At 63.7% G+C, this 26,350-nt stretch carries 24 protein-coding genes and 1 other RNA gene; 16 read left to right on the top strand and 9 right to left on the bottom strand.

The genetic code is table 11. The annotated features are described in order from the left end of the window. Positions 1-2: 2 nt before the first annotated feature. The 6 genes from H1204_RS09490 to trxA form a co-directional block, all read right to left on the bottom strand. Complete coding sequence (locus tag H1204_RS09490; RefSeq protein WP_180728102.1) at positions 3-1,760, bottom strand: glycosyltransferase family 39 protein; 1,758 nt, start codon at positions 1,758-1,760, stop codon at positions 3-5. 297 nt (positions 1,761-2,057) lie between these two features. Beyond that, positions 2,058-2,321 carry a type B 50S ribosomal protein L31 gene (locus H1204_RS09485; RefSeq protein ID WP_180728101.1) on the bottom strand — a complete coding sequence of 88 codons (264 nt, stop codon included), beginning with the start codon at positions 2,319-2,321 and terminating at the stop codon, positions 2,058-2,060. Between the two features lie 179 nt (positions 2,322-2,500). Further along, positions 2,501-3,337: a M90 family metallopeptidase gene (locus H1204_RS09480; protein ID WP_180728100.1), complete on the bottom strand. Its 837-nt coding sequence runs from the start codon at positions 3,335-3,337 to the stop codon at positions 2,501-2,503. Positions 3,338-3,408: 71 nt separating this feature from the next. Then, complete coding sequence (locus tag H1204_RS09475; RefSeq protein ID WP_180728099.1) at positions 3,409-3,909, bottom strand: MerR family transcriptional regulator; 501 nt, start codon at positions 3,907-3,909, stop codon at positions 3,409-3,411. Positions 3,910-4,065: 156 nt separating this feature from the next. Next, complete coding sequence (rho, locus tag H1204_RS09470; RefSeq protein WP_036005054.1) at positions 4,066-5,331, bottom strand: transcription termination factor Rho; 1,266 nt, start codon at positions 5,329-5,331, stop codon at positions 4,066-4,068. Between the two features lie 286 nt (positions 5,332-5,617). Then, positions 5,618-5,944 carry a thioredoxin TrxA gene (gene trxA, locus H1204_RS09465; RefSeq protein ID WP_007586494.1) on the bottom strand — a complete coding sequence of 109 codons (327 nt, stop codon included), beginning with the start codon at positions 5,942-5,944 and terminating at the stop codon, positions 5,618-5,620. A gap of 432 nt (positions 5,945-6,376) precedes the next feature. On the opposite strand from trxA, the gene ffs reads away from it, so the two are divergent. The 8 genes from ffs (at position 6,377) to H1204_RS09425 (ending at position 14,398) form a co-directional block, all read left to right on the top strand. Beyond that, positions 6,377-6,475, top strand: an RNA gene (gene ffs, locus H1204_RS09460) — signal recognition particle sRNA small type. Positions 6,476-6,666: 191 nt separating this feature from the next. After that, positions 6,667-9,036, top strand: coding sequence for a DNA polymerase III subunit gamma/tau (gene dnaX, locus H1204_RS09455; RefSeq protein ID WP_180728098.1), 2,370 nt, complete (start codon positions 6,667-6,669; stop codon positions 9,034-9,036). Between the two features lie 73 nt (positions 9,037-9,109). Further along, positions 9,110-9,436 carry a YbaB/EbfC family nucleoid-associated protein gene (locus H1204_RS09450; protein ID WP_007182071.1) on the top strand — a complete coding sequence of 109 codons (327 nt, stop codon included), beginning with the start codon at positions 9,110-9,112 and terminating at the stop codon, positions 9,434-9,436. 142 nt (positions 9,437-9,578) lie between these two features. Then, a complete protein-coding gene (gene recR, locus H1204_RS09445; RefSeq protein WP_180728097.1) occupies positions 9,579-10,175 on the top strand; it encodes a recombination mediator RecR in 597 nt (198 codons plus the stop codon). 81 nt (positions 10,176-10,256) lie between these two features. Continuing rightward, on the top strand, positions 10,257-11,501 hold the full coding sequence (locus tag H1204_RS09440) for a CaiB/BaiF CoA-transferase family protein (protein ID WP_180728096.1): 1,245 nt from the start codon (positions 10,257-10,259) through the stop codon (positions 11,499-11,501). A 72-nt stretch (positions 11,502-11,573) separates the two neighbouring features. Continuing rightward, positions 11,574-12,611 carry an ABC transporter substrate-binding protein gene (locus tag H1204_RS09435; protein WP_180728095.1) on the top strand — a complete coding sequence of 346 codons (1,038 nt, stop codon included), beginning with the start codon at positions 11,574-11,576 and terminating at the stop codon, positions 12,609-12,611. A gap of 136 nt (positions 12,612-12,747) precedes the next feature. Next, entirely contained in the window at positions 12,748-13,572 is an 825-nt protein-coding gene (locus H1204_RS09430) for an ABC transporter ATP-binding protein (protein WP_180728094.1), read from the top strand. Position 13,573: 1 nt separating this feature from the next. Further along, the gene (locus H1204_RS09425; protein WP_180728093.1) at positions 13,574-14,398 is read left to right on the top strand and encodes an ABC transporter permease; all 825 of its coding nucleotides are present in this window, start codon (positions 13,574-13,576) and stop codon (positions 14,396-14,398) included. 78 nt (positions 14,399-14,476) lie between these two features. Here H1204_RS09425 and H1204_RS09420 read toward each other — a convergent pair whose 3' ends face one another. Next, a complete protein-coding gene (locus H1204_RS09420) occupies positions 14,477-15,451 on the bottom strand; it encodes an NADPH:quinone oxidoreductase family protein (RefSeq protein ID WP_180728092.1) in 975 nt (324 codons plus the stop codon). A 301-nt stretch (positions 15,452-15,752) separates the two neighbouring features. Between H1204_RS09420 and surE the strand changes: the two genes are divergently transcribed. Genes surE through H1204_RS09395 form a run of 5 tightly spaced genes read left to right on the top strand, consistent with a single transcriptional unit; the run spans position 15,753 to position 20,422 of the window. After that, the gene (surE, locus tag H1204_RS09415) at positions 15,753-16,511 is read left to right on the top strand and encodes a 5'/3'-nucleotidase SurE (protein WP_180728091.1); all 759 of its coding nucleotides are present in this window, start codon (positions 15,753-15,755) and stop codon (positions 16,509-16,511) included. Beyond that, complete coding sequence (locus H1204_RS09410) at positions 16,508-17,584, top strand: protein-L-isoaspartate(D-aspartate) O-methyltransferase (protein ID WP_180728090.1); 1,077 nt, start codon at positions 16,508-16,510, stop codon at positions 17,582-17,584. The genes surE and H1204_RS09410 overlap by 4 nt, the downstream gene beginning before the upstream one ends. Before the next feature lie 5 nt (positions 17,585-17,589). Beyond that, entirely contained in the window at positions 17,590-18,528 is a 939-nt protein-coding gene (locus H1204_RS09405; protein WP_180728089.1) for a peptidoglycan DD-metalloendopeptidase family protein, read from the top strand. A 16-nt stretch (positions 18,529-18,544) separates the two neighbouring features. Continuing rightward, complete coding sequence (gene rpoS / locus H1204_RS09400; protein WP_042315126.1) at positions 18,545-19,639, top strand: RNA polymerase sigma factor RpoS; 1,095 nt, start codon at positions 18,545-18,547, stop codon at positions 19,637-19,639. Between the two features lie 6 nt (positions 19,640-19,645). Beyond that, complete coding sequence (locus H1204_RS09395) at positions 19,646-20,422, top strand: 3'-5' exonuclease (protein ID WP_180728088.1); 777 nt, start codon at positions 19,646-19,648, stop codon at positions 20,420-20,422. Between the two features lie 176 nt (positions 20,423-20,598). On the opposite strand, the gene H1204_RS09390 is transcribed toward H1204_RS09395, so the two are convergent. Continuing rightward, positions 20,599-21,462, bottom strand: a complete 864-nt coding sequence (locus H1204_RS09390; RefSeq protein ID WP_180728087.1) for an endonuclease/exonuclease/phosphatase family protein — start codon at positions 21,460-21,462, stop codon at positions 20,599-20,601. Between the two features lie 83 nt (positions 21,463-21,545). Between H1204_RS09390 and rlmD the strand changes: the two genes are divergently transcribed. Beyond that, complete coding sequence (gene rlmD, locus H1204_RS09385; RefSeq protein WP_180728086.1) at positions 21,546-22,970, top strand: 23S rRNA (uracil(1939)-C(5))-methyltransferase RlmD; 1,425 nt, start codon at positions 21,546-21,548, stop codon at positions 22,968-22,970. A gap of 108 nt (positions 22,971-23,078) precedes the next feature. On the opposite strand, the gene H1204_RS09380 is transcribed toward rlmD, so the two are convergent. Further along, complete coding sequence (locus tag H1204_RS09380) at positions 23,079-23,936, bottom strand: outer membrane protein assembly factor BamD (protein ID WP_036005095.1); 858 nt, start codon at positions 23,934-23,936, stop codon at positions 23,079-23,081. A 38-nt stretch (positions 23,937-23,974) separates the two neighbouring features. Between H1204_RS09380 and H1204_RS09375 the strand changes: the two genes are divergently transcribed. Together H1204_RS09375 and pgeF are read left to right on the top strand one after the other, a co-directional pair. Beyond that, positions 23,975-25,258, top strand: a complete 1,284-nt coding sequence (locus tag H1204_RS09375) for an RluA family pseudouridine synthase (protein WP_180728085.1) — start codon at positions 23,975-23,977, stop codon at positions 25,256-25,258. Further along, entirely contained in the window at positions 25,255-26,094 is an 840-nt protein-coding gene (gene pgeF, locus H1204_RS09370) for a peptidoglycan editing factor PgeF (protein ID WP_180728084.1), read from the top strand. Before H1204_RS09375 ends, pgeF begins: the two co-directional genes overlap by 4 nt. Positions 26,095-26,350: the final 256 nt, after the last annotated feature.

Genomic DNA, 26,350 nt, shown 5'->3' with positions numbered 1-26,350 from the left:
GGTCAGCCGGCTTTCTTCGGACGCCACGGGTGGCGCTTGACGGGCGGCTGCGGCCGGTCGATACGCACGTACAGGCGGAAGCGTTCGTCGCGGTCGGCAACGCGGCGGCCTTCCCAGACGAGCTTCCAGACGAAGTTCGACATCGCGCTCGGCTCGCCGAAGTCCTGCGTGTCCTGGCGCAGGAGCACGTCGCAGTCATCGTCGAACGAAAAATGCATGTCGCCGAAGTAGGCGAACGTGGCGATCTGCGCGTCGCCCAGGCGCGCGGGCGAAATGCAGTTGTAGTCGGACGGCAGGTGCGCGGCGATCTGCTGGGCGACATCCTTGTAGGTTCGGCTGTAGTTGACGACGGGCAGCCACAGCGTCATCAGTAGCACCCACATCAGCGTCGTGCCTGCGCTCGACAGCACGACGCTGCGCCACAGTACCTTCGGATGACGCGCCACGCGCCATTGCACCAGCACGAACCAGCAGACGGTCACGGCAACCGCGCAGACGAACGACAGGATCTTGAACTGCGGCGTGAAGCCCGGCGCGAGGCGCGCAAGGTTGCGCGCCAGCTGATGCGGAAAGCCCGTCATGCCCGCGAGCCACACCAGCCAGACGAACGAGCCGAGCACGGTGAAGCTGAGCACCGCGAACCAGTCGATGGCGTTGATCGCGCCGCGCTTGAGCGTCGGCAGCGCGAACGCGGCGATCACCGCGAGCGCGGGCGTCAGCAGGATGAACAGACGGTTCGACCCATGGCTTTGCAGCACGACGAGAACCAGCAGCGGCGTGATCACCGACAGCGGAATCGCAATGTGCGGCGCACGTCGCAACCCGGCCCAGCTGAACCACGCCCAGATCGCGAGCGGCCACGCAGGCCACGCGTAGAGCGACAGATTCTTGACGGCGTAGAGCAGCGTCGAGCCATACGGGCCCGCGAACGCGTGCAGACTGCCGCGCATCCATTGCTGGAGGAACCAGACGGCATCGTCGGGAAAGAGGGCGATGGCCGCGAGCGGCCACGCAACCGACAGCGCCAGCGCGACAGGCAGACCGGCCAGCATCAGCGTGCGCCAGTGCGTCTCGTGGACGATCACCATCATCGCGAAGGTGCCGATCAGCAGTGCGCCGACCAGCACAGGACTGCTCGTCAGCGCGACGAGGCCGATCGCGCCACCCCAGATCAGCGCGCCTTGCACGGGTTTGTCGACCATCCGCACGAGGCCGTAGACGAGCATCGCGATGCAGACGAACTGCGCGATCTGCGGCGTGGTTTCGTGGCCACGTTCGGCGAGGCCGAAGGTGGCGAGCAGGATCAGCAGCGCGCCGTCGCCGAGCGTGCGGCCATAGTCGCGCGGCTCGGGCTCGCCGCCGAATGCGTATTTGAACGGCTGCACTTCGGGCCGGCGGCCGAGCAGATAGGCCGCGTACCAGACGAACGCGCACGCCGCGCAGAACAGCAGGCCGGTGAACACGCGCGACGCATTGCTTGCGTCGACCAGCGGGTCCAGCACGCGGATCGCGCTCGCGCCGAGCCAGTAGCCGAGCGGCGCGTCCGACGTCATGTATTTGCCGACCAGATTCGGCAGCAGCCAGTCGTGCAGCGAGCCGTTGGCCATCGTCCACATGACGCCGAAGCCGGCTGCATCCTCGTTCTTCCACGGGTCGCGCCCGAACAGGCCGAACGACGCATACACGACGCAGATGGTAAGCAGCAGCCAGCGCGGCAGCGCGCTGGTGGCGGAGGCAGTGAGGCGAACGACAGATCTCATGCGGTGTTCGTGTGGGGCCGCGCGCGTGGCAGCCGTGAGTTATTGGTGGAGCGCAGGAGGCGTCTCGGATTCAGGCATGCGGCATTGTAGACGGGTGGCGCGGTACGCGTCACACGCTGCCTTACAGACCGTTGCACAGCAGATAAACAGGCGAGGGTCGGGGGGATTGTCGATGCGGACCCGGGCGGTGTGTCGACAAAGCGTCCACCGACAAAAAAGGGCAGCTCGCGCTGCCCTTTTTGCATCGTAGCGGCCCGGACGGGAGTCGGGGCCACGCACGTGTCACTTCTCGGGGTATTACTTGCCGGCCTTGCCCGAAGCGCGGGCGCCGAACTTCTTGTTGAACTTCTCGACGCGGCCTGCCGTGTCCATGATCTTCTGCTGGCCCGTGTAGAACGGGTGCGATTCCGACGAGACTTCGATCTTCGCCAGCGGGTACGTCTTGCCTTCGAATTCGGCCGTTTCCTTCGTCTGGATGGTCGAGCGCGTCACGAACTTGAAGTCGATCGACATATCGACGAACAGGACTTCGCGGTAATTCGGGTGAATGCCTTCTTTCATGGTCTTTCCTTTAGTCTGGCGGTAGCCAACCCGGGAGCCGGAGAATTCCGCAACCGCGAGCCACTTGCCTAAGGTCGAAAAACGTGGATTATGCCAGAAAATCAGACCTTTGACGAACTTTGCGAAGGTTTTCTGGCAGATGCGGCATGGCTTCGTTTCCGGCCGTTTTTCCTTTCGGATCAGACGTTTGCATCGCCCAGCGCGCCCGTGCGCGCCGGGTCCTGCCGGTAATAGCGCGCGAGCAGCCGGTAAAGCTCGGGATATTCCGCCTCGAACTCGCGCGGCTTCACGAACAGCGCCTCGCTGCAAACGGCAAAAAATTCCGATGGGTGATCGGTCGCATACGGATCGATCAGCGATTCGCGCTCGAAGCGCGCCCAGCGGCGATCCGGCACGGCGTCCACCTTCACACAGAACTGGTCGTAAGCGTGGTCGAACACGTCCGCCCAATGCGCGGAATCGAGCGGCGCATGCAGCTTGCGAAAAAGGGGCGGGTGACCATCCGCTTCGCCCGTCACCATGTCGATCTTGTGCGCGAACTCATGAATCACGACGTTGTAGGCGTCCGAGCCGTCCGTCATCTGCGCGTCTTCCCACGACAGGATCACGGGTCCGCCTTCCCACGCTTCGCCGCTCGCGTCGTGCTCGACTTCATGCACGACGCCGTCTTCGTCCTCGACCGTCTTGCGGATCACGAACTCCCCCGGATAGATGATCACGCCGACCCAGCCGCGATACAGCTCCAGCCCGAGATTGAGCACGGGCAGGCAGGCCTGCACGGCGATCGCGACGGTGATCTGTTCGGTCAGTTCGAGCTCGTGCGCGGTCGAGAATTCCTTTTGCGCGATGAACAGACTCGTCATCTCGCGCAGGCGCTGCAGGTCGGCGGGCGCGAGATGCGACAGAAACGGCAGGCCGTCGAGCGTCGCCTGCCAGAGCGCGTCGTCGATCGCGTAGGTGCGCAGCGCGCGGTCGCGGCGGCGCGTATCGAGCCATCGAGTGAGTTTCGAAAACATCGCGTGCGTGGATTCGTTGGAGTGACCGATGTCGGGCGGTTGCGGGACATGCCGGGCCGCACCTGCGGCGTTCAGGCTTTCGTGCTTTTGGTGCGCTTCAATGCGGCCGATGCGCGCCGCTTCTGGATCAGATCGTCGGCGCTTTCGCCGGCGAGACGGCGCTGCACGTAATCCAGATCGTCGCTCAGTTCGGCTTTGAGCTTCTGCGCTTCCTTCAGTTCGCGCTGCACGGATTCGATCCGCGCATCGAGCGACTCGACCTGCTGCGCGAGACCGTCGCGTATCTGCTGCAATGATTCCATCGAATAGCCGCGGCGTCCGCTTTCGGTGTTTTCAAGCGGCCGCTTCAGCATTTCGGTAATGCCCGCGAGCGAAAAACCGAGCGCGCGCAAACGCAGGATGCGCGAAAAGCGTTCGAGGTCGTTCTCGTCGTACAGACGATAGCGACCCTCGCTGCGACTGGGCGTGACGAGCCCGCGTTCTTCGTAGTATTTGAGCGTGCGCGGCGTGACGGCCAGGCGTTCGGCGGCGTCGCGCACGGTCAGCAGAGTGGGGGAATCGGCGATCGGCATGGTGATGCTTCACTGGTCGGCGGGACGTGAAGCATTATAGAGATAGGTGCGCGATCGCATCGTCGCTTGCGCAGGCGCAGGGCGGGAAAATAAAAAAACGCCTGCTCGAAAGCAGGCGTTTCTTGTGGACGCGAATGCGATGGGTGCGACGGCTATTTAGCCGCCGCCGCGACGCATCATGTCGAAGAACTCGGCGTTGTTCTTCGTCTGGCGGATCTTGTCGAGCAGGAATTCCATTGCTTCGACTTCGTCCATGTCGTGGATGAACTTGCGCAGCACCCAGATCTTTTGCAGGATCTCGGGCTTGATGAGCAGTTCTTCGCGACGCGTGCCGGACTTGTTCAGGTTGATCGACGGATAGACGCGCTTTTCCGCGAGACGGCGCTCGAGGTGCACTTCCATATTGCCCGTGCCCTTGAACTCTTCGTAGATCACGTCGTCCATGCGGCTGCCCGTTTCGATCAGCGCCGTGCCGATGATGGTCAGCGAACCGCCTTCCTCGATGTTACGGGCCGCGCCAAAGAAGCGCTTCGGACGTTGCAGCGCGTTCGCGTCGACACCGCCCGTCAGCACCTTGCCCGATGCCGGGACAACCGTGTTGTAGGCGCGCGCGAGACGCGTGATCGAGTCAAGCAGAATCACGACGTCGTTCTTCATTTCGACGAGGCGCTTGGCTTTTTCGATCACCATTTCGGCGACCTGCACGTGACGCGCGGCCGGTTCGTCGAAGGTGGACGCAATGACTTCGCCCGCCACCGAGCGCTGCATTTCCGTCACTTCTTCAGGACGTTCGTCGATCAGCAGCACGAACAGGATCACGTCGGGGTGGTTCTGCTTGATCGCATGCGCGATGTGCTGAAGCATCACGGTCTTGCCGGACTTCGGCGACGCGACGAGCAGGCCGCGCTGGCCCTTGCCGATCGGCGCGATCATGTCGATGATGCGGCCCGTGACGTTTTCCTCGCCACGCATTTCACGTTCGAGCAGCAGCACCTTGTTCGGGTGCAGCGGCGTCAGATTCTCGAACATGATCTTGTGCTTCGAGGCTTCCGGCGGCTGGCCGTTGACCTTGTCGACCTTCACCAGCGCGAAGTAGCGCTCGCCGTCCTTCGGCGTGCGGACTTCACCTTCGATGGTGTCGCCCGTATGCAGGTTGAAGCGGCGGATCTGCGACGGGGAGATGTAGATGTCGTCCGTGCTGGCGAGATACGAGGTTTCCGGCGAGCGCAGGAAGCCGAAGCCGTCCGGCAGCACTTCGAGGGTGCCGTCACCGAAGATCGTTTCGCCCGTTTTGGCGCGCTTTTTTAGAATGGCGAACATCAGTTCCTGCTTGCGCAGGCGGTTCGCACTTTCGATCTCGAGACCATTGGCCATCTCGATCAATTGGGACACGTGCAGAGTCTTAAGCTCGGATAAATGCATACGGAGAACCCGCAGAGAAGGTGCGACCTGAAATGAAATCTGGGAGGAGAAGTGAGCGGAACCGCTCAAGGACTTACTCGTCTTTTCGACGTTTTATGGATTCTAGCATAGCACACGCCAAAACCAGCCTGCGCGGCCGGTTCTTTGTCGACGCATGATTCTTGTTGTCATTGTTGTCCAGCGACAACAAGAATCATGCGGCTCGCTTCATGCGCGGCGTTGCTTCATTGCCGACGCACTGCGCGAGCCGGGCAACGCGCTGGCTCGCGCGTGCCGTGTATGCAGATTAAAGGTTGCCGTCGAGGAACGCGGTGAGTTGCGATTTCGACAGTGCGCCAACCTTCTGTGCAGCGACCGCGCCGTTCTTGAAGAGGATCAGCGTGGGAATGCCGCGCACGCCGAACTTGACGGGCGTGGATTGATGTTCGTCGACATTGATCTTGGCGATCTGCAGGCGATCAGCGTAGTCCTTCGCAACTTCGTCGAGGATCGGCGCAATCATCTTGCACGGGCCACACCATTCCGCCCAGAAATCGAGCAGCACGGGTTTGTCGGATTTGACGACGTCCTGTTCAAACGACGCGTCGCTAATATGCTTGATGTGTTCGCTCATTTGTGTGAATACCTCTTTCGGTTCGAGGCCTGCTTTGAATGCCCGCCACGATACAACAAAATCAGAAAACTTTCCGTTCGCTTTGCCACAGGACAAACCATGAAACGCGCCGCGGGAAGTATCGTGGGGACACCTTCAGGAGGGCGGGCTGGCTTGGCTTTGCGGGCCACTTGAACGTCAGTTTAGCCTAAATTGCTATGCGTTGCCCGTCGTGATAGTACGCATTCCGACAGTAGGGTTTCGCGTCGCGCCTTACACCGCTCAGATGATGCCTGTGCCGATGTGAAGCGCGGCAGCTCCCTCGTGACATCACCTATCTGGCGTCCGCGCGCGCGAACACAAGAGGGCAACGACGAAGTTTGAACGGGGTTTCTGCGCGTTTTGTCTGCGAGCCTCTCGCGCGGCGCAACGAGCGATGTTAGAATACGACGTGACGGGCCTCCTCGCATGGAGGTGCGGTCAACCTGGTCAGGTCGGGAACGAAGCAGCCACAGCCGTTTTCCGCCAGTGCCGAGGGTCAGGCTCGTCACCTTCCTCTCTTCCCCTTCGCTTTATTTCCCCTGTTTGTTCTCGTGCGGCGTCGTTCGAAACGCGGCATCTTCTATCGCCCGCTTAGCGAAATTCAATGAAGCGTCAGAGCGTTGTCACGCCTGGCTTGAACGCGCTATCGGGCGCGTTGTCGATTCGTCTTTACGCGTCGGTCTTGCTGATACAATTTCCGGATGACCTATCAAGTTCTCGCACGCAAATGGCGGCCGAAGGATTTCGCTTCGCTCGTCGGACAGGAGCACGTGGTGCGCGCGCTCACGCACGCGCTCGACGGTGGCCGTCTGCATCACGCCTATCTGTTTACCGGCACGCGGGGCGTCGGCAAGACGACGCTGTCGCGAATCTTCGCGAAGGCGCTCAACTGTGAAACGGGCGTCACGTCTACGCCATGCGGCGTGTGCCGCGCGTGCCGCGAGATCGACGAAGGGCGCTTCGTCGATTATGTCGAGATGGACGCGGCGAGCAATCGCGGCGTCGATGAAATGGCTGCGCTGCTGGAGCGCGCGGTGTACGCGCCCGTCGATGCGCGCTTCAAGGTCTACATGATCGACGAAGTGCACATGCTGACGAACCATGCATTCAACGCGATGTTGAAGACGCTGGAAGAGCCGCCGCCGCACGTCAAGTTCATCCTCGCTACGACCGATCCGCAAAAGATTCCCGTCACGGTGCTGTCGCGCTGCCTTCAGTTCAACCTGAAGCAGATGCCGGCAGGGCATATCGTGTCGCATCTCGAGCACATTCTCGGCGAAGAGACCATTCCGCATGAAGCGCAGGCGCTGCGCCTGCTCGCGCGCGCCGCGGACGGCTCGATGCGCGATGCGTTGTCGCTGACCGATCAGGCCATCGCCTATTCGGCGAACCAGGTCACAGAGGAAGCTGTGCGCGGCATGCTCGGCGCGCTCGATCAAAGCTATCTGATCCGCCTGCTCGACGCGCTCGTCGCGGGCGAGGGCGAGGCCGTGCTGTCGGTTGCCGATGAAATGGCGTTGCGCAGCCTGTCGTTCTCGACCGCGCTGCAGGATCTCGCCGGGCTGTTGCACAAGATCGCGTGGGCGCAGTTTTCGCCGTCTTCGGTGCTGGACGAGTGGCCGGAAGCCGCCGACCTGCGCCGTTTCGCCGACGCGCTGAGTCCAGAGCAGGTGCAACTGTTCTATCAGATCGCGACGATCGGCCGAAGCGAGTTGGGTCTTGCGCCTGATGAATACGCAGGCTTTACGATGACGCTGCTGCGCATGCTCGCGTTCGAACCGGCACCGAACGGTGGCGGCGGAGGCGGCGTGACGCCGGCTGGGCGCTCGAGCGTCCCGGCGGCTGGAGCGAAGCGGACGGGCGCGCCTGTCGCGGCGGCGCCGCAGGCTCGCGCGAGCGATACGCCTGCGGCTACCGTTGCCGTTGCGCCTCGTGTCGCTCCCGTAGCGAAACCCGAACCGGCACCGGTTCAGCCGCAAGCCGTTCCTGAGCCGGCCGTGTCGCCAGCGCCTGCGCCTGAAATTCAGGCCGCACCCGTCGATGCCGCCGTCACGCCGCTGTCGGTGGCCGCAGCCTCGACTTCAGCCGAATCGACAGCCAACGTCGATTCGCCGGTTGCCTCGATCGCCCAACAAGATAACGCCGCGCCGTCAGACGACTTCTCCACGCAGACCGAATCCACTCCGCGCCGCGCAGGCGGCGCGAGCGCCGCGCTCGACGTCCTGCGCAACGCCGGCCTGAAGGTATCGGCGGGAAGCCGTCCGGCCTCGGCCGCGCCCGCGTCAGCGACGCCTGCGGCACCTGCCAAACCTGCCGCCCCGCGCGTCGCCGTGCGCGTGCCGACGCCCGATCCCGCCCGCCGCGCCGCAGCCGCCGCACAGCAGGAAACCGCCGCGCGCACGCAGACGCCGCGCGCCGCACAGCCGCAGGGCGCTTCTGGCGTTCCGCCGTGGGATGACATTCCGCCCGACGACTACATGCCTGCATCGTCGGACGATGCGTTCTTCGCGGCTCCCGACGACAGCTTCATTCCCGTGTTCGACAGCGGCCCTGACGACATGCTGGTCGGGCGTGGCAATGCGCCCGCTGCGCCCGCCGCGACGGCCGCGCCCGTCGTCGATATCCGCACGCTGCCGCCCGCCGTGCCACTCGCTGGTATCGGCTTCGATGGCGACTGGCCGGCGCTCGCCGTCACGCTGCCGCTCAAGGGTATCTCCTATCAGCTCGCGTTCAACAGCGAGTTGATGGCCGTCGAGGGCAAGACCCTCAAGCTCAACGTCGCGGTCCAGCTCTACACCGAGTCCGCGCAGATTGCGAAGCTCAAGGCGGCGCTCGCCGAGCGGCTGGGCAGCGAAATCGACGTGCAGGTCGAAGTCGGCCCGGTGCGGCGCACGGCCGCCGTGCTCGACTCGATCGAACGCGCGAAACGCCAGCAGGAAGCCGAGCGCGAGATCGGCGCCGATCCGTTCGTGCAGTCGCTGATCCGCGAATTCGGCGCGAGCATCGTGCCGGGCTCCGTTCGCCCGCTCGCGCCGGGCGCCGAAGGCGGCCAGAGCGCGGCCGGCCACTGATTTCCGCGCGCGCCTCCCGTCACGCCGACGCGCACGCGCCCAACCGAATCCACTATTACGAAGGAGCAAGTCCATGATGAAAGGTCAACTCGCCGGGCTGATGAAGCAGGCCCAGCAGATGCAAGAAAACATGAAGAAGATGCAGGAGCAACTCGCGCTGATCGAAGTCGAGGGGCAGTCGGGCGCGGGCCTCGTCAAGGTGACGATGACCTGCAAGAACGACGTGCGCCGCGTATCGATCGATCCGAGCCTGCTCGCCGACGACAAGGACATGCTCGAAGACCTCGTCGCCGCTGCCTTCAACGATGCCGTGCGCAAGGCGGAAGCCACCGCGCAGGAAAAAATGGGCGGTATGACTTCCGGCCTGCCGTTGCCGCCGGGATTCAAGCTGCCGTTCTAAAAGCGCGTAGCGTGTCGCGCGCGGCGCATGGCCTCATGGCCTTGTGCCCGCGCGTCCGCCGTTCATTGACGAACGGCGCGGCTTCGCGCGCCGGAACGCATCCGCGATTCAACCCACTACACGTCGACGCCGCCGTACCAGCATGAAACAACCTTCCGCCTTGTCGGCGCTCGTCGAAGCGCTGCGCGCGCTACCCGGCGTCGGTCCGAAGTCCGCGCAGCGCATGGCGTATCACCTGATGCAGCACGATCGGGAAGGCGCCGAAAAGCTCGGCCGCTCGCTGCTGTTCGCCACCGAGCATCTGCAGCACTGCGAGAAGTGCAACACGTTCACGGAAGCGCAGATCTGCGAGGTCTGCAGCGACAGCGAACGCGATCCAACCTTGCTGTGCGTCGTCGAAACCCCCGCCGACCAGATCATGCTCGAACAGACCATGACCTATCGCGGCCTGTATTTCGTGCTGATGGGGCGCCTCAGTCCGCTCGACGGCATCGGCCCCAAAGAAATCCATTTCGACCGGCTCGTCAGGCGCGCTTCCGACGGCGTCGTCAAGGAAGTCGTGCTCGCGACCAACTTCACCAACGAAGGCGAGGCGACGGCCCATTATCTCGGCCAGACGCTCAAGGCACGCGGCCTGTCCGTCACGCGTCTCGCGCGCGGCGTGCCCGTGGGCGGCGAACTCGAATATGTCGACGCGGGCACCATCGCGCGCGCGATGCTCGACAGGCGTTCGATATAACGGCGCCTCGTCCGAACCACGACGCGTGACAGCAGGATCGCCCGGCCAGCACAACGAAGATCAGCGAAGATCAGGAGACACATGAGCGCATCCACTTCAACGCCAACGGAAAAAAACGAAGCGGAAAAGCCCAAGGGACCGCTCGCGGGCGTCAAGGTGCTCGAACTCGGCACGCTGATCGCGGGGCCGTTCGCCGCGCGCTTCCTCGGCGAGTTCGGCGCGGACGTGATCAAGATCGAAGATCCGAAGGGCGGCGATCCGCTGCGCAAATGGCGCAAGCTGTATCCCGAAGTGGGCGGCACGTCGCTGTGGTGGGCCGTGCAGGCGCGCAACAAAAAGTCCGTGACGATCAATCTGAAGGCCGACGAAGGCAAGGAAATCGTCCGCAAGCTCGCGAAGGAAGCGGACATCGTGGTCGAGAATTTCCGGCCTGGGCTGCTTGAAAAGCTCGGGCTCGGTTATGACGTGCTGTCTGCGGAAAATCCCGGTCTCGTGATGGTGCGCCTGTCCGGCTACGGGCAGACGGGCCCGTATCGCGATCGTCCGGGCTTTGGCGCGATTGCCGAATCGATGGGCGGGCTGCGCCATATCACCGGCTATCCGGACCTGCCGCCGCCGCGCATCGGCATTTCGATCGGCGATTCGATCGCGGCGCTGCACGGCGTGATCGGGGCCCTGATGGCGCTGCATCACAAGCAGGTGAACGGCGGCAAAGGGCAGGTCGTCGATGTCGCGCTGTACGAGGCCGTGTTCAACATGATGGAAAGCGTGGTGCCCGAATACGGCGTGTACGGCATGGTGCGCGAGCGCACGGGCGCGTCGCTGCCGGGCATCGTGCCGTCGAATACCTATCCTTGCCGCGACGGCAGCATCGTGATCGGCGGCAACAGCGATCCCATCTTCAAACGCCTGATGCTCGCGATCGACCGCGAGGACCTCGCGAACGATCCCGCGCTTACTCATAACGACGGCCGCGTGCCGCGCACGCAGGAGATCGACGGCGCGATCGCCGCGTGGCTCGCCAGCCGCACGATCGACGAAGCGCTCGACGTGCTGAACGCCGCCGACGTGCCCGTGGGCCGCATCTACAGCGTGGCCGACATGTTCACCGATCCGCAATACGTCGCGCGGCAGATGATCCAGACGTTCAAGTGGCAGGACGGCCGCGACATCACGCTGCCGAACGTCACGCCCAAGCTCTCGGAGACGCCCGGCGAGACGCGCTGGCTCGGGCCGGAACTGGGTGAACATACGGATGAAGTTCTGCAAACGCTGGGTTATGATGCGGACCACATTGCAAGGTTGCACGCGCAACAGATCGTGTAGCGGGCACACACGCTAGCGCACGAAGACGGGGCGGATCAGCCCGCGACAGAACAAAAAACCGGAGACAGGACCATGCAACGAAGAAGCTTCCTCGCAGGCGGCGCGGCACTCGCGGGCGCCTCGCTCGTCGGCTCGCCGCTCGCGTTCGGGCAAAGCAAGCTGGAGACGTCGAAAGTCGCGATCGCTGTCGGCGGCAAGAACCTCTTCTACTATCTGCCGCTCACCATCGCCGAGCGCCGCAATTACTTCAAGGACGAAGGGCTCGAAATCGAAATCTCCGATTTCGCGGGCGGCTCGCAGGCGTTGAAGGCGGCTGTCGGCGGCAGCGCGGATGTGGTGTCGGGCGCGTTCGAACACACGCTGCTGTTGCAGGCAAAGAACCAGTACTTCCGCGAGTTCGTGCTGCAAGGCCGCGCGCCGCAGATCGTGCTCGCCGTGTCGAAGAAGACGATGGCGAACTACAAGTCGATCGCCGATCTGAAGGGCAAGAAAATCGGCGTGACGGCGCCGGGTTCGTCGACGTCGATCATGGCGAGCTTCGTGCTCGCCAAAGCCGGGCTGACGGCGAAGGACGTGTCGTTCATCGGCGTCGGTGCGGGCGCGGGCGCGATCGCCGCGTTGCAGTCCGGCCAGATCGACGCGCTCGCCAATCTCGACCCCGTGATGACCAAGCTCGAACGCTCGGGCGAGATTCGCGTCGTATCGGATACGCGCACGCTCAGCGACACGCGCACGGTGTTCGGCGGCAATATGCCGGCGGGCTGCCTGTACGCCTCGCAATCGTTCATCAGCAAGAATCCGAACACGACGCAGGCGCTGACCAACGCGATGGTGCGCGCGCTCAAGTGGCTGCAGACAGCGACGGGCACCGAGCTGATCAACACCGTGCCCGAGTCGTACCTGCTCGGCGACCGCGCGCTGTATCTGGATGCGTGGCAGCACGTGAAAGAGGCAATGTCGCCCGATGGCCTGATGCCCGCCGACGGTCCCGCGACGTCGCTGAAGACGCTGCAGGCTTTCGACGAGACGATAAAGGGCAAGCCGATCGATCTGTCGAAGACCTGGACGAACGACTTCGTGAAGAAGGCGCTCGCGACGGTCAAGGCATAACGCGCGATCTAAACTTCGATTCAACCTCGATCCGTGCCGGGCTTTCGCCCGGCGACGCGCGTGCGGGCGCAAGCCCCGCCGTGTCACGACGTAGCGACATCGAACCACCGAAGCATCGAAACAAGCGAGCCGAACGATGACCGTTGCCGCCCTGGCGCTCGAAAATATCACCTGCACGTTTGCGTCGCGCGAGAAGCGCGGGCAAAGCTACACCGCCGTCAAGGACACGACGCTGCGCATCGCGCCGGGCGAATTCGTTTCCGTGGTCGGCCCGACGGGCTGCGGCAAGTCGACCTTGCTGAACGTCGGCGCGGGGCTGCTGGAGCCGTCCTCGGGCGCAGTGACCGTGTTCGGCGAGAAGCTCACGGGCATCAACCGGCGCGCGGGCTACATGTTCCAGGCCGACGCGTTGATGCCGTGGCGCTCGGCGCTCGACAACGTGCTGGCGGGCCTGCAGTTTCACGACGTGCCGCGCACGGAAGCCCTCGCACGCGCCGACGAATGGTTGAAGCGCGTCGGTCTCGGCGGGTTCGGGGACCGTTATCCGCATCAACTGTCGGGCGGCATGAGAAAGCGGGTCGCGATGGCGCAGACGCTGATTCTCGATCCCGACATCATCCTGATGGACGAGCCGTTTTCGGCGCTCGACATCCAGACGCGCCAGCTGATGGAAAACGAACTGCTCGATCTGTGGGCCGCGAAGCGCAAGGCTGTGCTCTTCATCACGCACGATCTGGACGAAGCGATCGCGATGTCGGATCGCGTGGTGGTGCTGTCGGCGGGGCCGGGCACGCGGCCGATCGGCGAGTTCACGATCGATCTGCCGCGTCCGCGCGATGTCGCCGAAGTGCGCTCGCATCCACGCTTCGTTGAATTGCACGCACAGATCTGGAGCGTGCTGCGCGACGAAGTACTCAAGGGTTATCAGCAGCAACTGACGGTCGCGCCGGAGGGCAACTGAGATGTGGAAAGCATTGCGCCCGAACCGCGCGAACCTCGTGATCTGGCAGTGGCTGCTGCTGGTGTTGTGCTTCGTGCTCTGGTACGTGCTGACGAGCCCGACGTTGTTACCCGCGTTCTATTTCGACGACGCGAACAAGGCCGCGTTCTTTTTCGGCGAGCCGCAGAAAGTGCTCGCGCGGATCTGGGAATGGTTCGCGTCGGGTGAGATCTATCTGCACCTGTGGATCACGCTGATCGAAACCGTGCTCGCGTTCGCGCTCGGCACGGTGCTCGGACTGGGCGTCGGCTTGTGGCTCGCGCTGTCGCCGCTCGCGAGCGCGTTGTTCGATCCATACATCAAGGCCGCCAACTCGATGCCTCGGGTGATTCTCGCGCCGATTTTCGGCGTGTGGTTCGGTCTCGGCATCTGGTCGAAAGTCGCGCTCGGCGTGACGCTCGTGTTCTTCATCGTGTTCTTCAACGTCTATCAGGGCGTGAAGGAAGTGAGCCCCGTGGTGCTCGCGAACGCGCGCATGCTCGGCGCGAACCGCAAGCAGCTATTGCGCAACGTCTATCTGCCGAGCGCGATGAGCTGGGTGTTTTCGAGCCTGCACACGTCGGTGGGGCTGGCGTTTGTCGGCTCGGTGGTCGGCGAGTATCTGGGTTCGGCGCGCGGCGTCGGCTATCTGATCCTGCAGGCCGAAGGCACATTCGACATCAACACCGTGTTCGCCGGCATTCTCGTGCTGACTGCGTTCGCGCTGATACTCGATGCGATCGTCGGCGCGCTGGAGAAGCGCTTGATGAAGTGGCAACCGAAGAGCGGCGAGACCGAAAAGCTCTGATCGCCAGAGGTTCCAATCAAAAACGGCGCGTGACCTGCGAAGGTCACGCGCCGTTTTGCCTGGTATTTCCACGCATGCCTACGGCGTGATCACGATCTTGCCTAGCACGCGCCGCTGCGCCATGTCGTTGAGCGCGCGCGCCGTGTCTTCGAGCGGATAACGCGCTGACACGAGCGGCGTGAGCTTGCCCTCGCGAATCCAGCCGAGCATCTGTTGAAACGCGGCGGCATTGCGTTGCGGCTCGCGCCGCGCGAAATCGCCCCAGAACACGCCGACGATGCTCGCGCCTTTCAGCAGCGCGAGATTGAACGGCAGCTTCGGAATGTCGCCGTTCGCAAAGCCGACGACGAGATAGCGCCCGCGCCAACCGATGCTGCGAAATGCCGGCTCCGCATAACTGCCGCCGACAGGGTCGTAAATCACATCGGGCCCGTTGCCGCCCGTGAGCGCCTTGATGCGCTCGCGCAGGTCTTCCGTCGCGTAGTTGATGGTTGCATCGGCACCGTGCGCGACGCAGGTCGCGAGTTTCTCATCGCTCGATGCCGCTGCGATCACGCGTGCGCCGAGCGCCTTGCCGATTTCGACGGCGGCGAGTCCGACGCCGCCTGCCGCGCCGAGCACGAGCATCGTTTCACCCGCTTTCAGCGCCGCGCGATCGACCACGGCATGATGCGACGTGCCATAGGCGAGGGTGAAGACGGCTGCCGTCTCGAGATCGGCGTCATCAGGCAATGGCACGCATGCGCCAGCATCCGCGACGGCCTGCTCGGCGAAGCCGCCTTGTTGCGTATAAGCGACCACGCGCATGCCGGGCCTGAACTGCGTGACGCCGTCGCCGGCGGCGCGCACGATGCCCGCGACTTCCGCGCCGGGCGTGAAGGGCAGCGGCGGCTTGAACTGGTATTTGTTCTGGATGATCAGCACGTCGGGAAAGTTGACGCTTGCCGCTTTGACATCGATTACGATCTGGCCGGCTTGCGGCACGAGATCGGGCAGTTCCTCGATACTCAAGCTTTCAGGCGGGCCGTACTGGTTGCAGCGGATTGCGCGCATCGTGTCTCCCATCGGTCAATGTGCGTTGCAGGCTTCGCGGGTTCATGCGTGGTTCATAAGCGTGCTTCCGACTGCGTGCCGGTCGCGTGGTCGATGCAACGCGTGTGCCGCAGCGAAGCAACGCAACCACGCAGCAGTCGCCATCTTGGCGAACCCTTATAGCGAAGCAGTGTAAAGCAAGCTCGAACGACCGTGCGCTTTCACCATGCTGCTGCACACATACCGCGCTGCATGAAAGCATAGGCATGCGCACGGCCCCTGTGTCGTTCGCGTGCCTTGTTTCCTCGGTTACAATCGCCGGATGCGAATCCTACTCAGCAATGACGACGGTTATCTGGCGCCAGGCCTTGCTGCGCTTTACGAAGCGCTGAAGCCGCTCGCCGATGTCACCGTGATGGCCCCCGAACAGAATTGCAGCGGCGCGTCGAATTCGCTGACGCTGTCGCGCCCGCTGTCGGTGCTGCGCTCGGCCAACGGTTTCTACTACGTGAACGGCACGCCGACCGATTCCGTCCACATCGCACTGACGGGCATGCTCGATCACACGCCCGATCTCGTCGTGTCCGGCATCAACAACGGGCAGAACATGGGCGAGGACACGCTGTACTCGGGCACCGTCGCCGCGGCGACGGAAGGCATCATGTTCAACGTGCCCGCCATCGCGTTTTCACTCGTCGATAAAGACTGGGTGCATCTCGAAGACGCGACGCGCGTCGCCGCCGAAATCGTCGCGCATTACCTCGAGCGTCCGTTGCCCGGCTATCCGTTGCTGAATGTCAACATTCCGAACCTGCCTTACGAGCAGTTGCGCGAGTGGCGCATCACGCGCCTGGGCAAGCGGCATCCGTCTCAGCCGGTGATCCGGCAGAGCAATCCGCGCGGCGAGCCGATCTACTGGATCGGACCGTCCGGCAGCGCGCGCGACGCCAGCGAAGGCACCGACTTCCACGCGGTGGCCAACGGCTTCGTGTCGATCACGCCGCTGCAACTCGATCTGACCCATACGGCTATGCTGCCCGCGGCGCGCGACTGGCTGAGCGCCGGGAGCGGCACTTCATGACGGGCGAGCGCGCAAAGCGCTTTCCGCTTGGACTCGAAGACCTGGTGCGCGAGCCGCGCCGGGCGGACGCGCGCGGCGCGAAAGCGGGTGCGGCCAAGCCGGCTGCGTCCAAGCCTGCCGCGTCCAAGGCGGCCATCCCTAATCTGAATGCGCAGGCATCAGGCCGCACGCGCAGCGGCGTGAGCGGCACCGTAGCAGGGAAAACACCGGCGGGCGCGAAGGGCGCGACAGGCATCCTCAATTCGAACGCGAAAGCGGCCGGTTCGTCAGCGCGCACGCCCGCGATTGCAAAAAGTCCGTCCGCAATCGTCAATACGAAAGGCGCAACCACGATCCGCAATGACGGGGCGCGCAACCAGTTGCCGCGTCCCGTGACGGCGGTGTTCGAGCGTACGGGCGCGCCCAACGTCGCGTTGACGAGCGCGGTCACGCTGACGTCCGAACGCGTGCGCGAGCGGATGGTCGAAAGGCTGCGGGCGAACGGCATCACGGACCCGCGCGTGCTCGACGCGATGGCGATGGTGCCGCGCCATATGTTCGTCGATCCCGGCCTTGCCACGCAGGCTTATGAGGACGCGGCGCTGCCGATCGGCCATCACCAGACGATCTCGAAGCCTTCCGTGGTCGCGCGGATGATCGAGCTGGCCGCGCAGGGCCGCACGCTCGCGAACGTGCTGGAAATCGGCACCGGCTGCGGCTATCAGGCCGCGGTGCTGAGCCACGTCGCGCGCGACGTGTATTCGATTGAACGCATCAAGCCGCTTTACGAGCGCGCGAAGACGAACCTGCGTCCGCTGCGCATCCCGAACATCCGTCTGCACTACGGCGACGGACGGATCGGTTTGCCGGCCGCGGCACCGTTCGACGCGATCGTGATCGCGGCCGCTGGACTCGATGTGCCGCAGGCGCTGCTGGAGCAGTTGGCCATCGGCGCGCGGCTCGTGGCGCCTGTCGGATCGCAGGACGGACAGTCGCAGGTACTCACGCTCGTCGAGCGCACGGGGCCCGCGCAGTGGCGCGAATCGCGGCTTGATCGCGTTTTCTTTGTCCCCTTAAAATCCGGAGTGATTTAACCCCGATGAGTATGTTTCGCGCGATGCAAAGAACAAGCCTGAATGTCCCGTTGTCCGTCGCTCAGCGCAGCGTTTGCGTGGCCATGCTGTCCGTCCTGGCCGCATGTGCAACGCGGCTCGATAACGCGCCCGTCGTCGATCGCTCCGGCACCCTCGGCACCGTCACGCAGGCGGGCGCTGCGCCCGGCGCGCAGCCGGCCGTGCCGCTCGGGCCGCCTCCTCCGGGCTACTACCGAGTGAAGCCTGGCGACACCTTGTATAGGATCGCGCTCGAAAACGGTCAAAACTATCGCGACATTGCCGCGTGGAACAACCTGACGAACCCGAACCAGATCGAAGTCGACCAGTTGCTGCGCGTGGCGCCGCCGGGCGCGAACGGCGGACCTGTCGTGCCGGGTGTCGCGACGGCGCCGATTGGCGGTGGCGCGGTGCAGAGCGCGCCGATTGCGGGCGTGCAGCCGGCGCCGTCGGCGGGTGCGGCCAACCAGCCGCCCATTTACGGTGCGGCGCCGGGCGCGTCAGGTGCACAGGCGCTCACGCCGCCGCCCGCCGCCAGCGACGCGACGGCGTCGAACGGCAACGTGACATTTGCATGGCCCGTGCGTGGTCCGTTGTTGAACGGCTTTGATGATTCGAAGAACAAAGGCGTGAACATCGGCGGATCGGCGGGCGAAGCGGTAAAGGCTTCCGCTGATGGTCGCGTGGTTTATGCAGGAAATGGGCTGCGCGGTTACGGCAATCTCATTATCATCAAACATGACGCGACGTATCTCACAGCGTATGCACATAATCGTGCTTTGATGGTAAAAGAGGGTGACGCGGTGACCAAAGGTCAGAAGATCGCCGAAATGGGCAACAGTGATTCGGACCGCGTGATGTTGCATTTCGAAGTTCGCCGCCAGGGTAAGCCTGTCGACCCAATGAAGTATTTGCCGCCGCAATAAGCCAAGCGATACGACCATGCCGAAATCGAAGCGCCGCCCGTCGCAAGCAGAGACTGAGTCCGTGAGCCGTGCCACGCCTGTTTCGGTGGACGACGCTGGCGCTTCGGAGGTCGACGACGACAACGTCGAAGACCTCGATAACGCGAACGATCCCGAAGAGCGTGCGTCGGGTCGCGACGAGGAATCTGAGGGGCGCGAAAGCGCAAACGATTCCGCGCCCGACGCCGATGATTTCCGCGCGCTGCTGCAGGCCGAGCTCACGGCTGACACGATCCAGCACTACCTGAACCGGATCAGCGTGAAGCCGCTGCTCACCGTCGAGGAAGAGCAGCGCTATTCGCGCCTCGCGAAGGCGGGCGAATTCGAAGCGCGCCAGGTGATGATCGAGCGCAATCTGAGGCTCGTGGTCAGCATCGCGAAGGGCTATTTGAATCGCGGCGTGCCGCTGCTCGATCTGATCGAAGAGGGCAACCTCGGCCTGATGCACGCCATCGAGAAGTTTGATCCGACGCGCGGCTTCCGCTTTTCGACGTACGCCACCTGGTGGATACGCCAGAGCATCGAGCGCGCGATCATGAATCAGGCGCGTACGGTGCGCTTGCCCGTGCATGTGATCCGCGAGCTGAACCAGGTGTTGCGCGCGAAGCGCCACCTCGAAAAGAATTCGATGAATTCGGGCGAAGCGGCCGAGCGCCGCGACGCGAGCATCGACGACATTGCGTATCTGACGGGCAAGACGACGGACGAAGTCACCGATATCCTGGCGTTGAACGAGCACACCGCGTCGCTCGATGCGCCGCTCGATCTCGACCCGGCGAGCAGCCTGCTCGATCTGTTGTCGGACGACCAGAGCCAGTCGCCCGATGCCGAGGTGCAGCACCGCGAGCTCGAGACGCTGACGCGCGCGTGGCTCGCGCGGCTGTCGGACAAGCACCGTCATGTGATCGAGCGCCGCTTCGGGCTGAATCACATTGAACCGGCCACGCTCGAAGAACTCGCCGACGAAATGGGCCTCACGCGCGAGCGTGTGCGCCAGATCCAGCAAGAGGCGCTGGTGCGTCTGAAGCGCTTCTTTGCGTCCAATGGCGTTCGGAAGGACGCTGTTCTCTAGACACTGATGACTCCTATTCTGGTATTCGACATCGAGACGATTCCCGATGTCGCCGGCATTCGTCGGCTTGAAAGTCTTCCCGCAACGATGTCCGACGAAGAAGTGGCCGAGCACGCGTTCGCGGCGCGGCGCGAGAAGACGGGCAGTGATTTTCTGCCGCATCACCTGCAGCGCGTCGCGGCGATTTCATGCGTGTTCCGCGATAGCAATGGTTTTCGGGTGCGCTCGCTTGGCACGACTTCGGATGGCGAGGCTTCGCTCGTGCAGTCGTTTTATCGCACGATCGAGAAGTACACGCCGCAGCTCGTGTCGTGGAATGGCGGCGGTTTTGATTTGCCGGTGCTGAATTACCGGGCGCTGGTGAACGGCATTCGCGCGAACCGGTTTTGGGATCTTGGCGAGGACGACCGCGATTTCAAGTGGAACAACTACATCAGCCGATACCACGCGCGGCATACTGACTTGATGGATGTGCTCGCGATGTATCAGGCGCGGGCGAATGCGCCGCTCGATGCGCTTGCCAAGCTGTGTGGTTTCCCCGGCAAGCTCGGGATGGATGGCGGGCAGGTGTGGCACGCGTTTCAGGCGGGACGGATCGATGAGATTCGTAACTACTGTGAGACGGATGTCGTGAATACGTATCTGCTTTATTGCCGGTTTCAGTTGATGCGGGGTGGGTTTTCTCCGGAGGAGTATGCGGATGAAATCGTACTCGTGAAGAACTCCTTGGCGCAGGAGGCGGCGCCGCACTGGGCCGAGTATCTCGCTGCGTTCGATAATTAGTGGGTTTGGGTGTCTGCGACGCTGGGGTGGTTTGCTGGTGTTGGCGATGGCATCCGCGTTATGTCGTCGTGCTTCAAACGTCGCCCCTGTGCGGGGCGACGCCTGAAGCACGCTAACGAATCGCGGATGCCAGCGCAAACACAAGCAAACCACCCCAGCGTCGCAAACACCAAAACTCAACCCAACTCCACCACAATCGGCTGATGATCCGAAGCGCGGGTCGCGCCATCGACCTCACACTTGCGTAACCGCGTCCGCAAATCCTCGGTGACAAATGCGAAATCGCACGTCAGGGGCCCATCCGCCCACTGGACCTTGTCATAGACACCCGCCGTCATCGGCGGCATCTCCCCAGGATGAAGCGCAGTCCACGCATCGATAAAAGAAGGACTACCGTCGAGCGGCTCAAGCATCCGCCGGTAGGCTTCACTATCGTATGCGCTATTGAAATCCCCACACACGATCGCGCTGACGGGCCGCCCGGTATCAGCAAAAGGCCCAATAGCGTTCTCGGCGGGTACAGGGTGCGCCGCATGCCCCGCGGCCTCCTGCTGCAACTGCCGCAGCCGATCAACCTGCGCAAGCCGCTGCTTAAGCGAATAAAACTCCAGATGCGTAACGATCACCCGTACCGAACCGCCCGGAGCACGCAGCACAGCCTCAAGCGCGACCCGCTGCATCGACGGTGCTTCCGAATCCGCAGGCCACGGCAAAGAATGCCGGATCACACGCTCGACAGGCAGCCGCGTCGCGATCGCATTGCCGAACTGCCGCCGCGGCGCAGCCGGCGCATCGAGCTTCAGTGCGGGCAAATCCGCGCCGATCGCCTCCAGCACCGTGAAGCCGGGCAGGGCGTCGGCGATCTCGGCGAACTGGTCGTCGCCCGGATGTCCCGCCAGCACCGAAAAGCCGCGCGTGACTTCCTGCAGGCACAGCACGTCGAAATCGACGAGCCGCCGCGCCTCGTCGATCGTGCGCGACAGGTTCACGTCCCCGTGCGCACTGCGTCCCCACTGGACATTCCAGCTGATCAGTCGCATCGTCAAATCTCCGTCGGTGTGTGTCGTTCGTCTACAATCTCGTGTTTGGTCCCACTTTTACACAGTCTGTCAGGAAGTCGCAGGTGTCCGAAACTGTCCCCCACATTGGTAAAACGCGCTCGTCCAGAAAGAGCAAGCAGGCGCGCGAAGACGCAGCCGCTGGCCCCTTCAAGGCGCCCGAACTCGATATCCAGTCGCTCGACATGGAAGCGCGCGGCGTCGGCCGCACCGTCACGGAAGACGGCTCGCCCGGCAAGGTCATCTTCGTCGAGGGCGCGCTGCCCGGCGAACGCGTCACCTATTCGAGCTACCGGAAGAAGCCGAGCTTCGAACAGGCGCAGGTCGTCGATATCCTTAAAGAGAGCGTGATCCGTACCCGCCCGCAGTGCAAGTTTTTTGGCATCTGCGGCGGTTGTTCGATGCAGCATCTCGACGTTCGCGCGCAGATCGCCGTCAAGCAGCGCGTGCTCGAAGACAATCTGATGCATCTGTCGAAGCTGCGCCCGGAAACCGTGTTCCGGCCGATCCACGGTCCGTCGTGGGGCTACCGCTACCGCGCGCGTCTGACCGTGCGCAACGTCGCGAAGAAGGGCGGCGTGCTGGTTGGTTTCCACGAAAAGAAGAGCAGCTACGTCGCCGATATGACGAGCTGCGAAGTGCTGCCGCCGCACGTGTCCGACATGCTGGTGCCGCTGCGGCACATGGTCGAAGCGCTGTCGATTCGCGACCGCATGCCGCAGATCGAACTCGCTGTCGGCTCGTCGGTGACGGCGCTCGTGCTGCGCGTTCTGGAGCCGATCAACGAGGCCGACGAACAGGTCCTGCGCGATTTCGCCGATCAGCACAACGTCCAGTTCTGGCTGCAGCCGAAGGGTCCGGATACCGTCTATCCGTTCTACCCGCTCGATGCGCAACTCGATTACACGCTGCCCGAATACGGCATCCGGATGCCGTTCCGTCCCACCGACTTCACGCAGGTCAATCACCAGATCAACCGTGTGCTGGTTGGCCGCGCGCTGCGGTTGCTGGCGCCCGCGAAGACGGACCGCGTGCTCGATCTGTTCTGCGGCATCGGCAACTTTACGCTGCCGCTCGCGCGGATCTCGCGCGAAGTGGTCGGTATCGAAGGCAGTGAAGTGCTGACTTCGCGCGCGCTCGACAACGCGAAGGAAAACGGCGTCGACAGCCACACGTCGTTCGCGTCCCGCAACCTGTTCGAAGTCACCGCCGACGACATTCGCGCGCTCGGTCACTTCGACAAGTACCTGATCGATCCGCCGCGCGAAGGCGCGCTCGCGGTGTCGAAGGCGCTCGCGGACATTGCGCAGAGCGGCGAAGGGCCGTTGCCGAAGCGCATCGTCTACGTATCGTGCAACCCGGCTACGCTCGCGCGTGATGCGGGTCTGCTCGTGCACGAAGCGGGCTACCGGTTGAAGGGTGCGGGCGTCGTGAATATGTTCCCGCACACGTCGCACGTCGAGTCGATTGCGCTCTTCGAGCGTGACTGAACGTGACGGGCTGAAGCGTCCGCCATATGTGTAAAGGCGGAAACGTGGACGCCAGAAGCAAAAACGCCACGGTATGAACCGTGGCGTTTTTCTATGCGGTCAGGCGGCTCAGAACTGCCACCAAGACTTTTCCTTGCCCGGCCGGGCATGGCCCGTGATGTACGGGCTGTCCGGGAAGGTGCCCGCCAGGATGCGCTTCGTGTCGTCCGCAAGCTGCGGCTGATCCAGCTTCTGATACGACAGCATCATGATGTGCAGCGCGTCTTCGATCGCGGGCGCGTTCTTGTATTCCTTGATCGCGAGCTGCGCACGGTTGATGGCGGCCACATAGGCGCCGCGGCGGTAGTAGTAGTCCGCCGCGTGCACTTCGTGCGACGCGAGCGCGTTCACGATATAGCGCATGCGCTGGGCCGCGTCCGGTGCGTATTTGCTCTGCGGATACTTGTCGACGACGACCTTGAACGCGTCATACGACTCGCGAAGCGACTTCGGATCGCGCTCGCTCATGTCCTGGCCCGAGAAGCGGCCGAACAGGCCCAGATCGTCGTTGAAGTGGATCATGCCCTTCAGGTAATACGCGTAGGGAATGTCCGGGTGATCCGGGTGAAGCTGGATGAAGCGGTTGACGGCCTGGTCGGCGGCGTCCGTTTCGCTGTCCTTCCAGTTGCAGTACGCGACGTTGATCTGCGCCTGCTGCGCGAAGTGGCCGAACGGGTCGCGGCCTTCGAGTGCTTCGAAGTATTTCGCGCACTTGCCGAAGTCGCCGCCGCTCAAGGCGTCTTGCGCCTCCGTATATAATTTATTGTTGGTCCACGTGGCCGTTTCGTCGGTCTTTTCCGGCAGGCCGTGACAGGCCGCCACCAGCGTAACGGCCGCCATGGAAGCGCCATAGAGGGCTGCTTTCCTGGCCAGCTTTTGGGCCACCGTCTTTCGAACAGTTTGAGTAATGATGTTCAAGGCTCGCATTTTCCAGTCTAGCTTTACGTCCAGGTGACCCAGTCTCGATGACCCGTTCCAATACTCCGCGCCCCGGTCAGGGCGCGCGGAAGAGCAACAAAGATTATAGCCCAAGCGCCGACCCCGCCAACGTATCGGCAGGTGACCCGGGCGCCGATACCCTTGACGACGATCTCGTCGATGATGCGCTCGCCACACCGTCTGTATCCGCCGCGGAGCAAGGCTCCGCGCGGCGCGCAGACGAAACGCCGCGCGTCGTCACGGTGCCGTCCGAGCTTGCCGGCGAGCGGCTCGACAAGGTGCTCGCCAAAGTCTTTCCGGAGTTTTCACGCAGCCGGCTGCAAAGCTGGATCGAGGCGCAGCGTGTGCGCGTCGACGGACAGCCCGCGAAAATCCGGCAGCCGGTGCCGCTTGGCGCATCGATCGAGCTCGTGCCCGATCTGCTGCCCGAACAGCTCGCGTTCACGCCGGAACCCGTGCCGCTCGATATCGTCTACGAAGACGACACGCTCGTCGTGATCAACAAGCCGGCCGGCCTCGTCGTGCATCCCGCTGCCGGGAACTGGAGCGGCACGGTGCTCAACGGCCTGCTGCATCGCTATGGCGACGCGGCGGCGGGCTTGCCGCGCGCGGGCATCGTGCATCGGCTGGACAAGGAAACGTCCGGGCTGATGGTCGTCGCGCGCACGCTCGAAGCGCAAACCGATCTCGTGCGCCAGCTGCAGGCGCGCACCGTGAAACGCCGTTATCTCGCGCTCGTGTGGGGCAACATGCGCGACGAAGGCACGATCGACGCGCCGATCGGCCGCGATCCGCGCGAGCGCACGCGCATGGCCGTGGTGACGGGCGCATCGGGCAAGCCGGCGCGAACGCACTTCCGGCGCATCGATTCGGCGATATGGGAGCGCCAGCCCGTGTCGGCGATTCACTGCGATCTTGAGACGGGACGCACGCATCAGATCCGAGTGCATTGCGCGCACATCGGCCATCCGCTGCTGGGAGACCCGGTGTATGGACGCGCGCGCGGCAAGCGTTCGGTGGCGCCGCTGCCCGGCGGTTTCGCGCGCCAGGCGCTGCATGCATGGCGGCTCGCGCTGGTTCATCCACGCACGGGCCGCACGATGCAATGGCGCGCCGACGTGCCGGACGATATCGCTGAACTGTCCGAAGCGTTGGGCCTCGGCCGCGAGCACGAAGCCGCGTACCAGGAAGATTTCGACGAGTATGACGACGACTACGATGATGAAGCCGAAGCATCGATCGAAGATGACTACGACGATGAAGACGATGCCGACGACGAAGCTTCACCCGACAAGGACGACCGCGCATGACGCTGCCTGAACTGACCACGAACGACGTGCTGCGCCCCGAGTGGTCCGTGTCGCCACGCGTGCGGGCGCTCGTCACGACGCGCAACGGCGGCGTGAGCCTGCCGCCGTTCGGCACATGGCGCGATGGCGTCGATGGACCCGGCGGGCTGAATCTCGGCAGGAAGTCGGGCGACGATCCCGCGCATGTCGAAGCAAACCGCGCGCGTCTGATGACGCTGACAGCGCGCGATGAGGCCGCATGGCTCTCGCAGGTTCATGGCGCGACCGTCGTGAATGCGGACGATGTGCTGGCCGCCACACAGCGGGGCGAGCCGCTGATGCAAGCCGACGCCAGCGTGACCGACCGGACGGGCACGGTATGCGTGGTGATGATCGCCGATTGCATGCCCGTTCTGCTGTGCGATCCGCAAGGCCGCGCGGTGGGCGCCGCGCACGCGGGCTGGCGCGGTCTCGCGTCGGGTGTCGTGGAGAATACGGCGCAGCGTGTCGCGTCGCTCGCGGGCACTGACATGTCAGTGCTGCATGCTTATCTCGGCCCATGCATCGGCCCGCAGGCCTTCGAGGTTGGACCAGACGTGCGTGACGCCTTCATGAAGGGTGTCGGCGGCGCACAACGCGATATCGTCGCCAGCGCCTTCGTCGAGCACCCGCTGAACGCCGGCAAGTTCCTCGCGGATCTGCCGCGGCTCGCGCGTTGGCGTCTCGCGCAGATCGGCATCACGAACGTGACAGGCGGCGATCACTGCACGGTCACCGAACGCGAGCGTTTTTACTCCTATCGACGCGATCGCGAGACGGGCCGGATGGCCGCGCTGATCTGGCTCGCGGATCAATGAGAGGCGCGGCTAACTGCCGCTGGGCAAAGACAATTTTGCTGCACGCGGCCCGACGTCGAGAGGGGTCTTATGCAGTCTTATGCTGCACTGCGCGAAAATGAGAAGACCTACGCGGTTGCGCAGTGCATAAGCGTTCCGCGCATTCCCCCATCAGCCAGACGAGCCCGTAGTAACGGGCTCGTTTTGCATTGCACAGCACGATCGTTTCTTCCATCGGCAATTCGCTTTCATATACATCGGGAAAACGATGATGAAA

The organism is Paraburkholderia sp. PGU19, assembly GCF_013426915.1.
In the GTDB taxonomy this organism is placed as follows: Bacteria; Pseudomonadota; Gammaproteobacteria; order Burkholderiales; family Burkholderiaceae; genus Paraburkholderia.
This window is presented reverse-complemented; position numbering and strand designations above follow the sequence as displayed.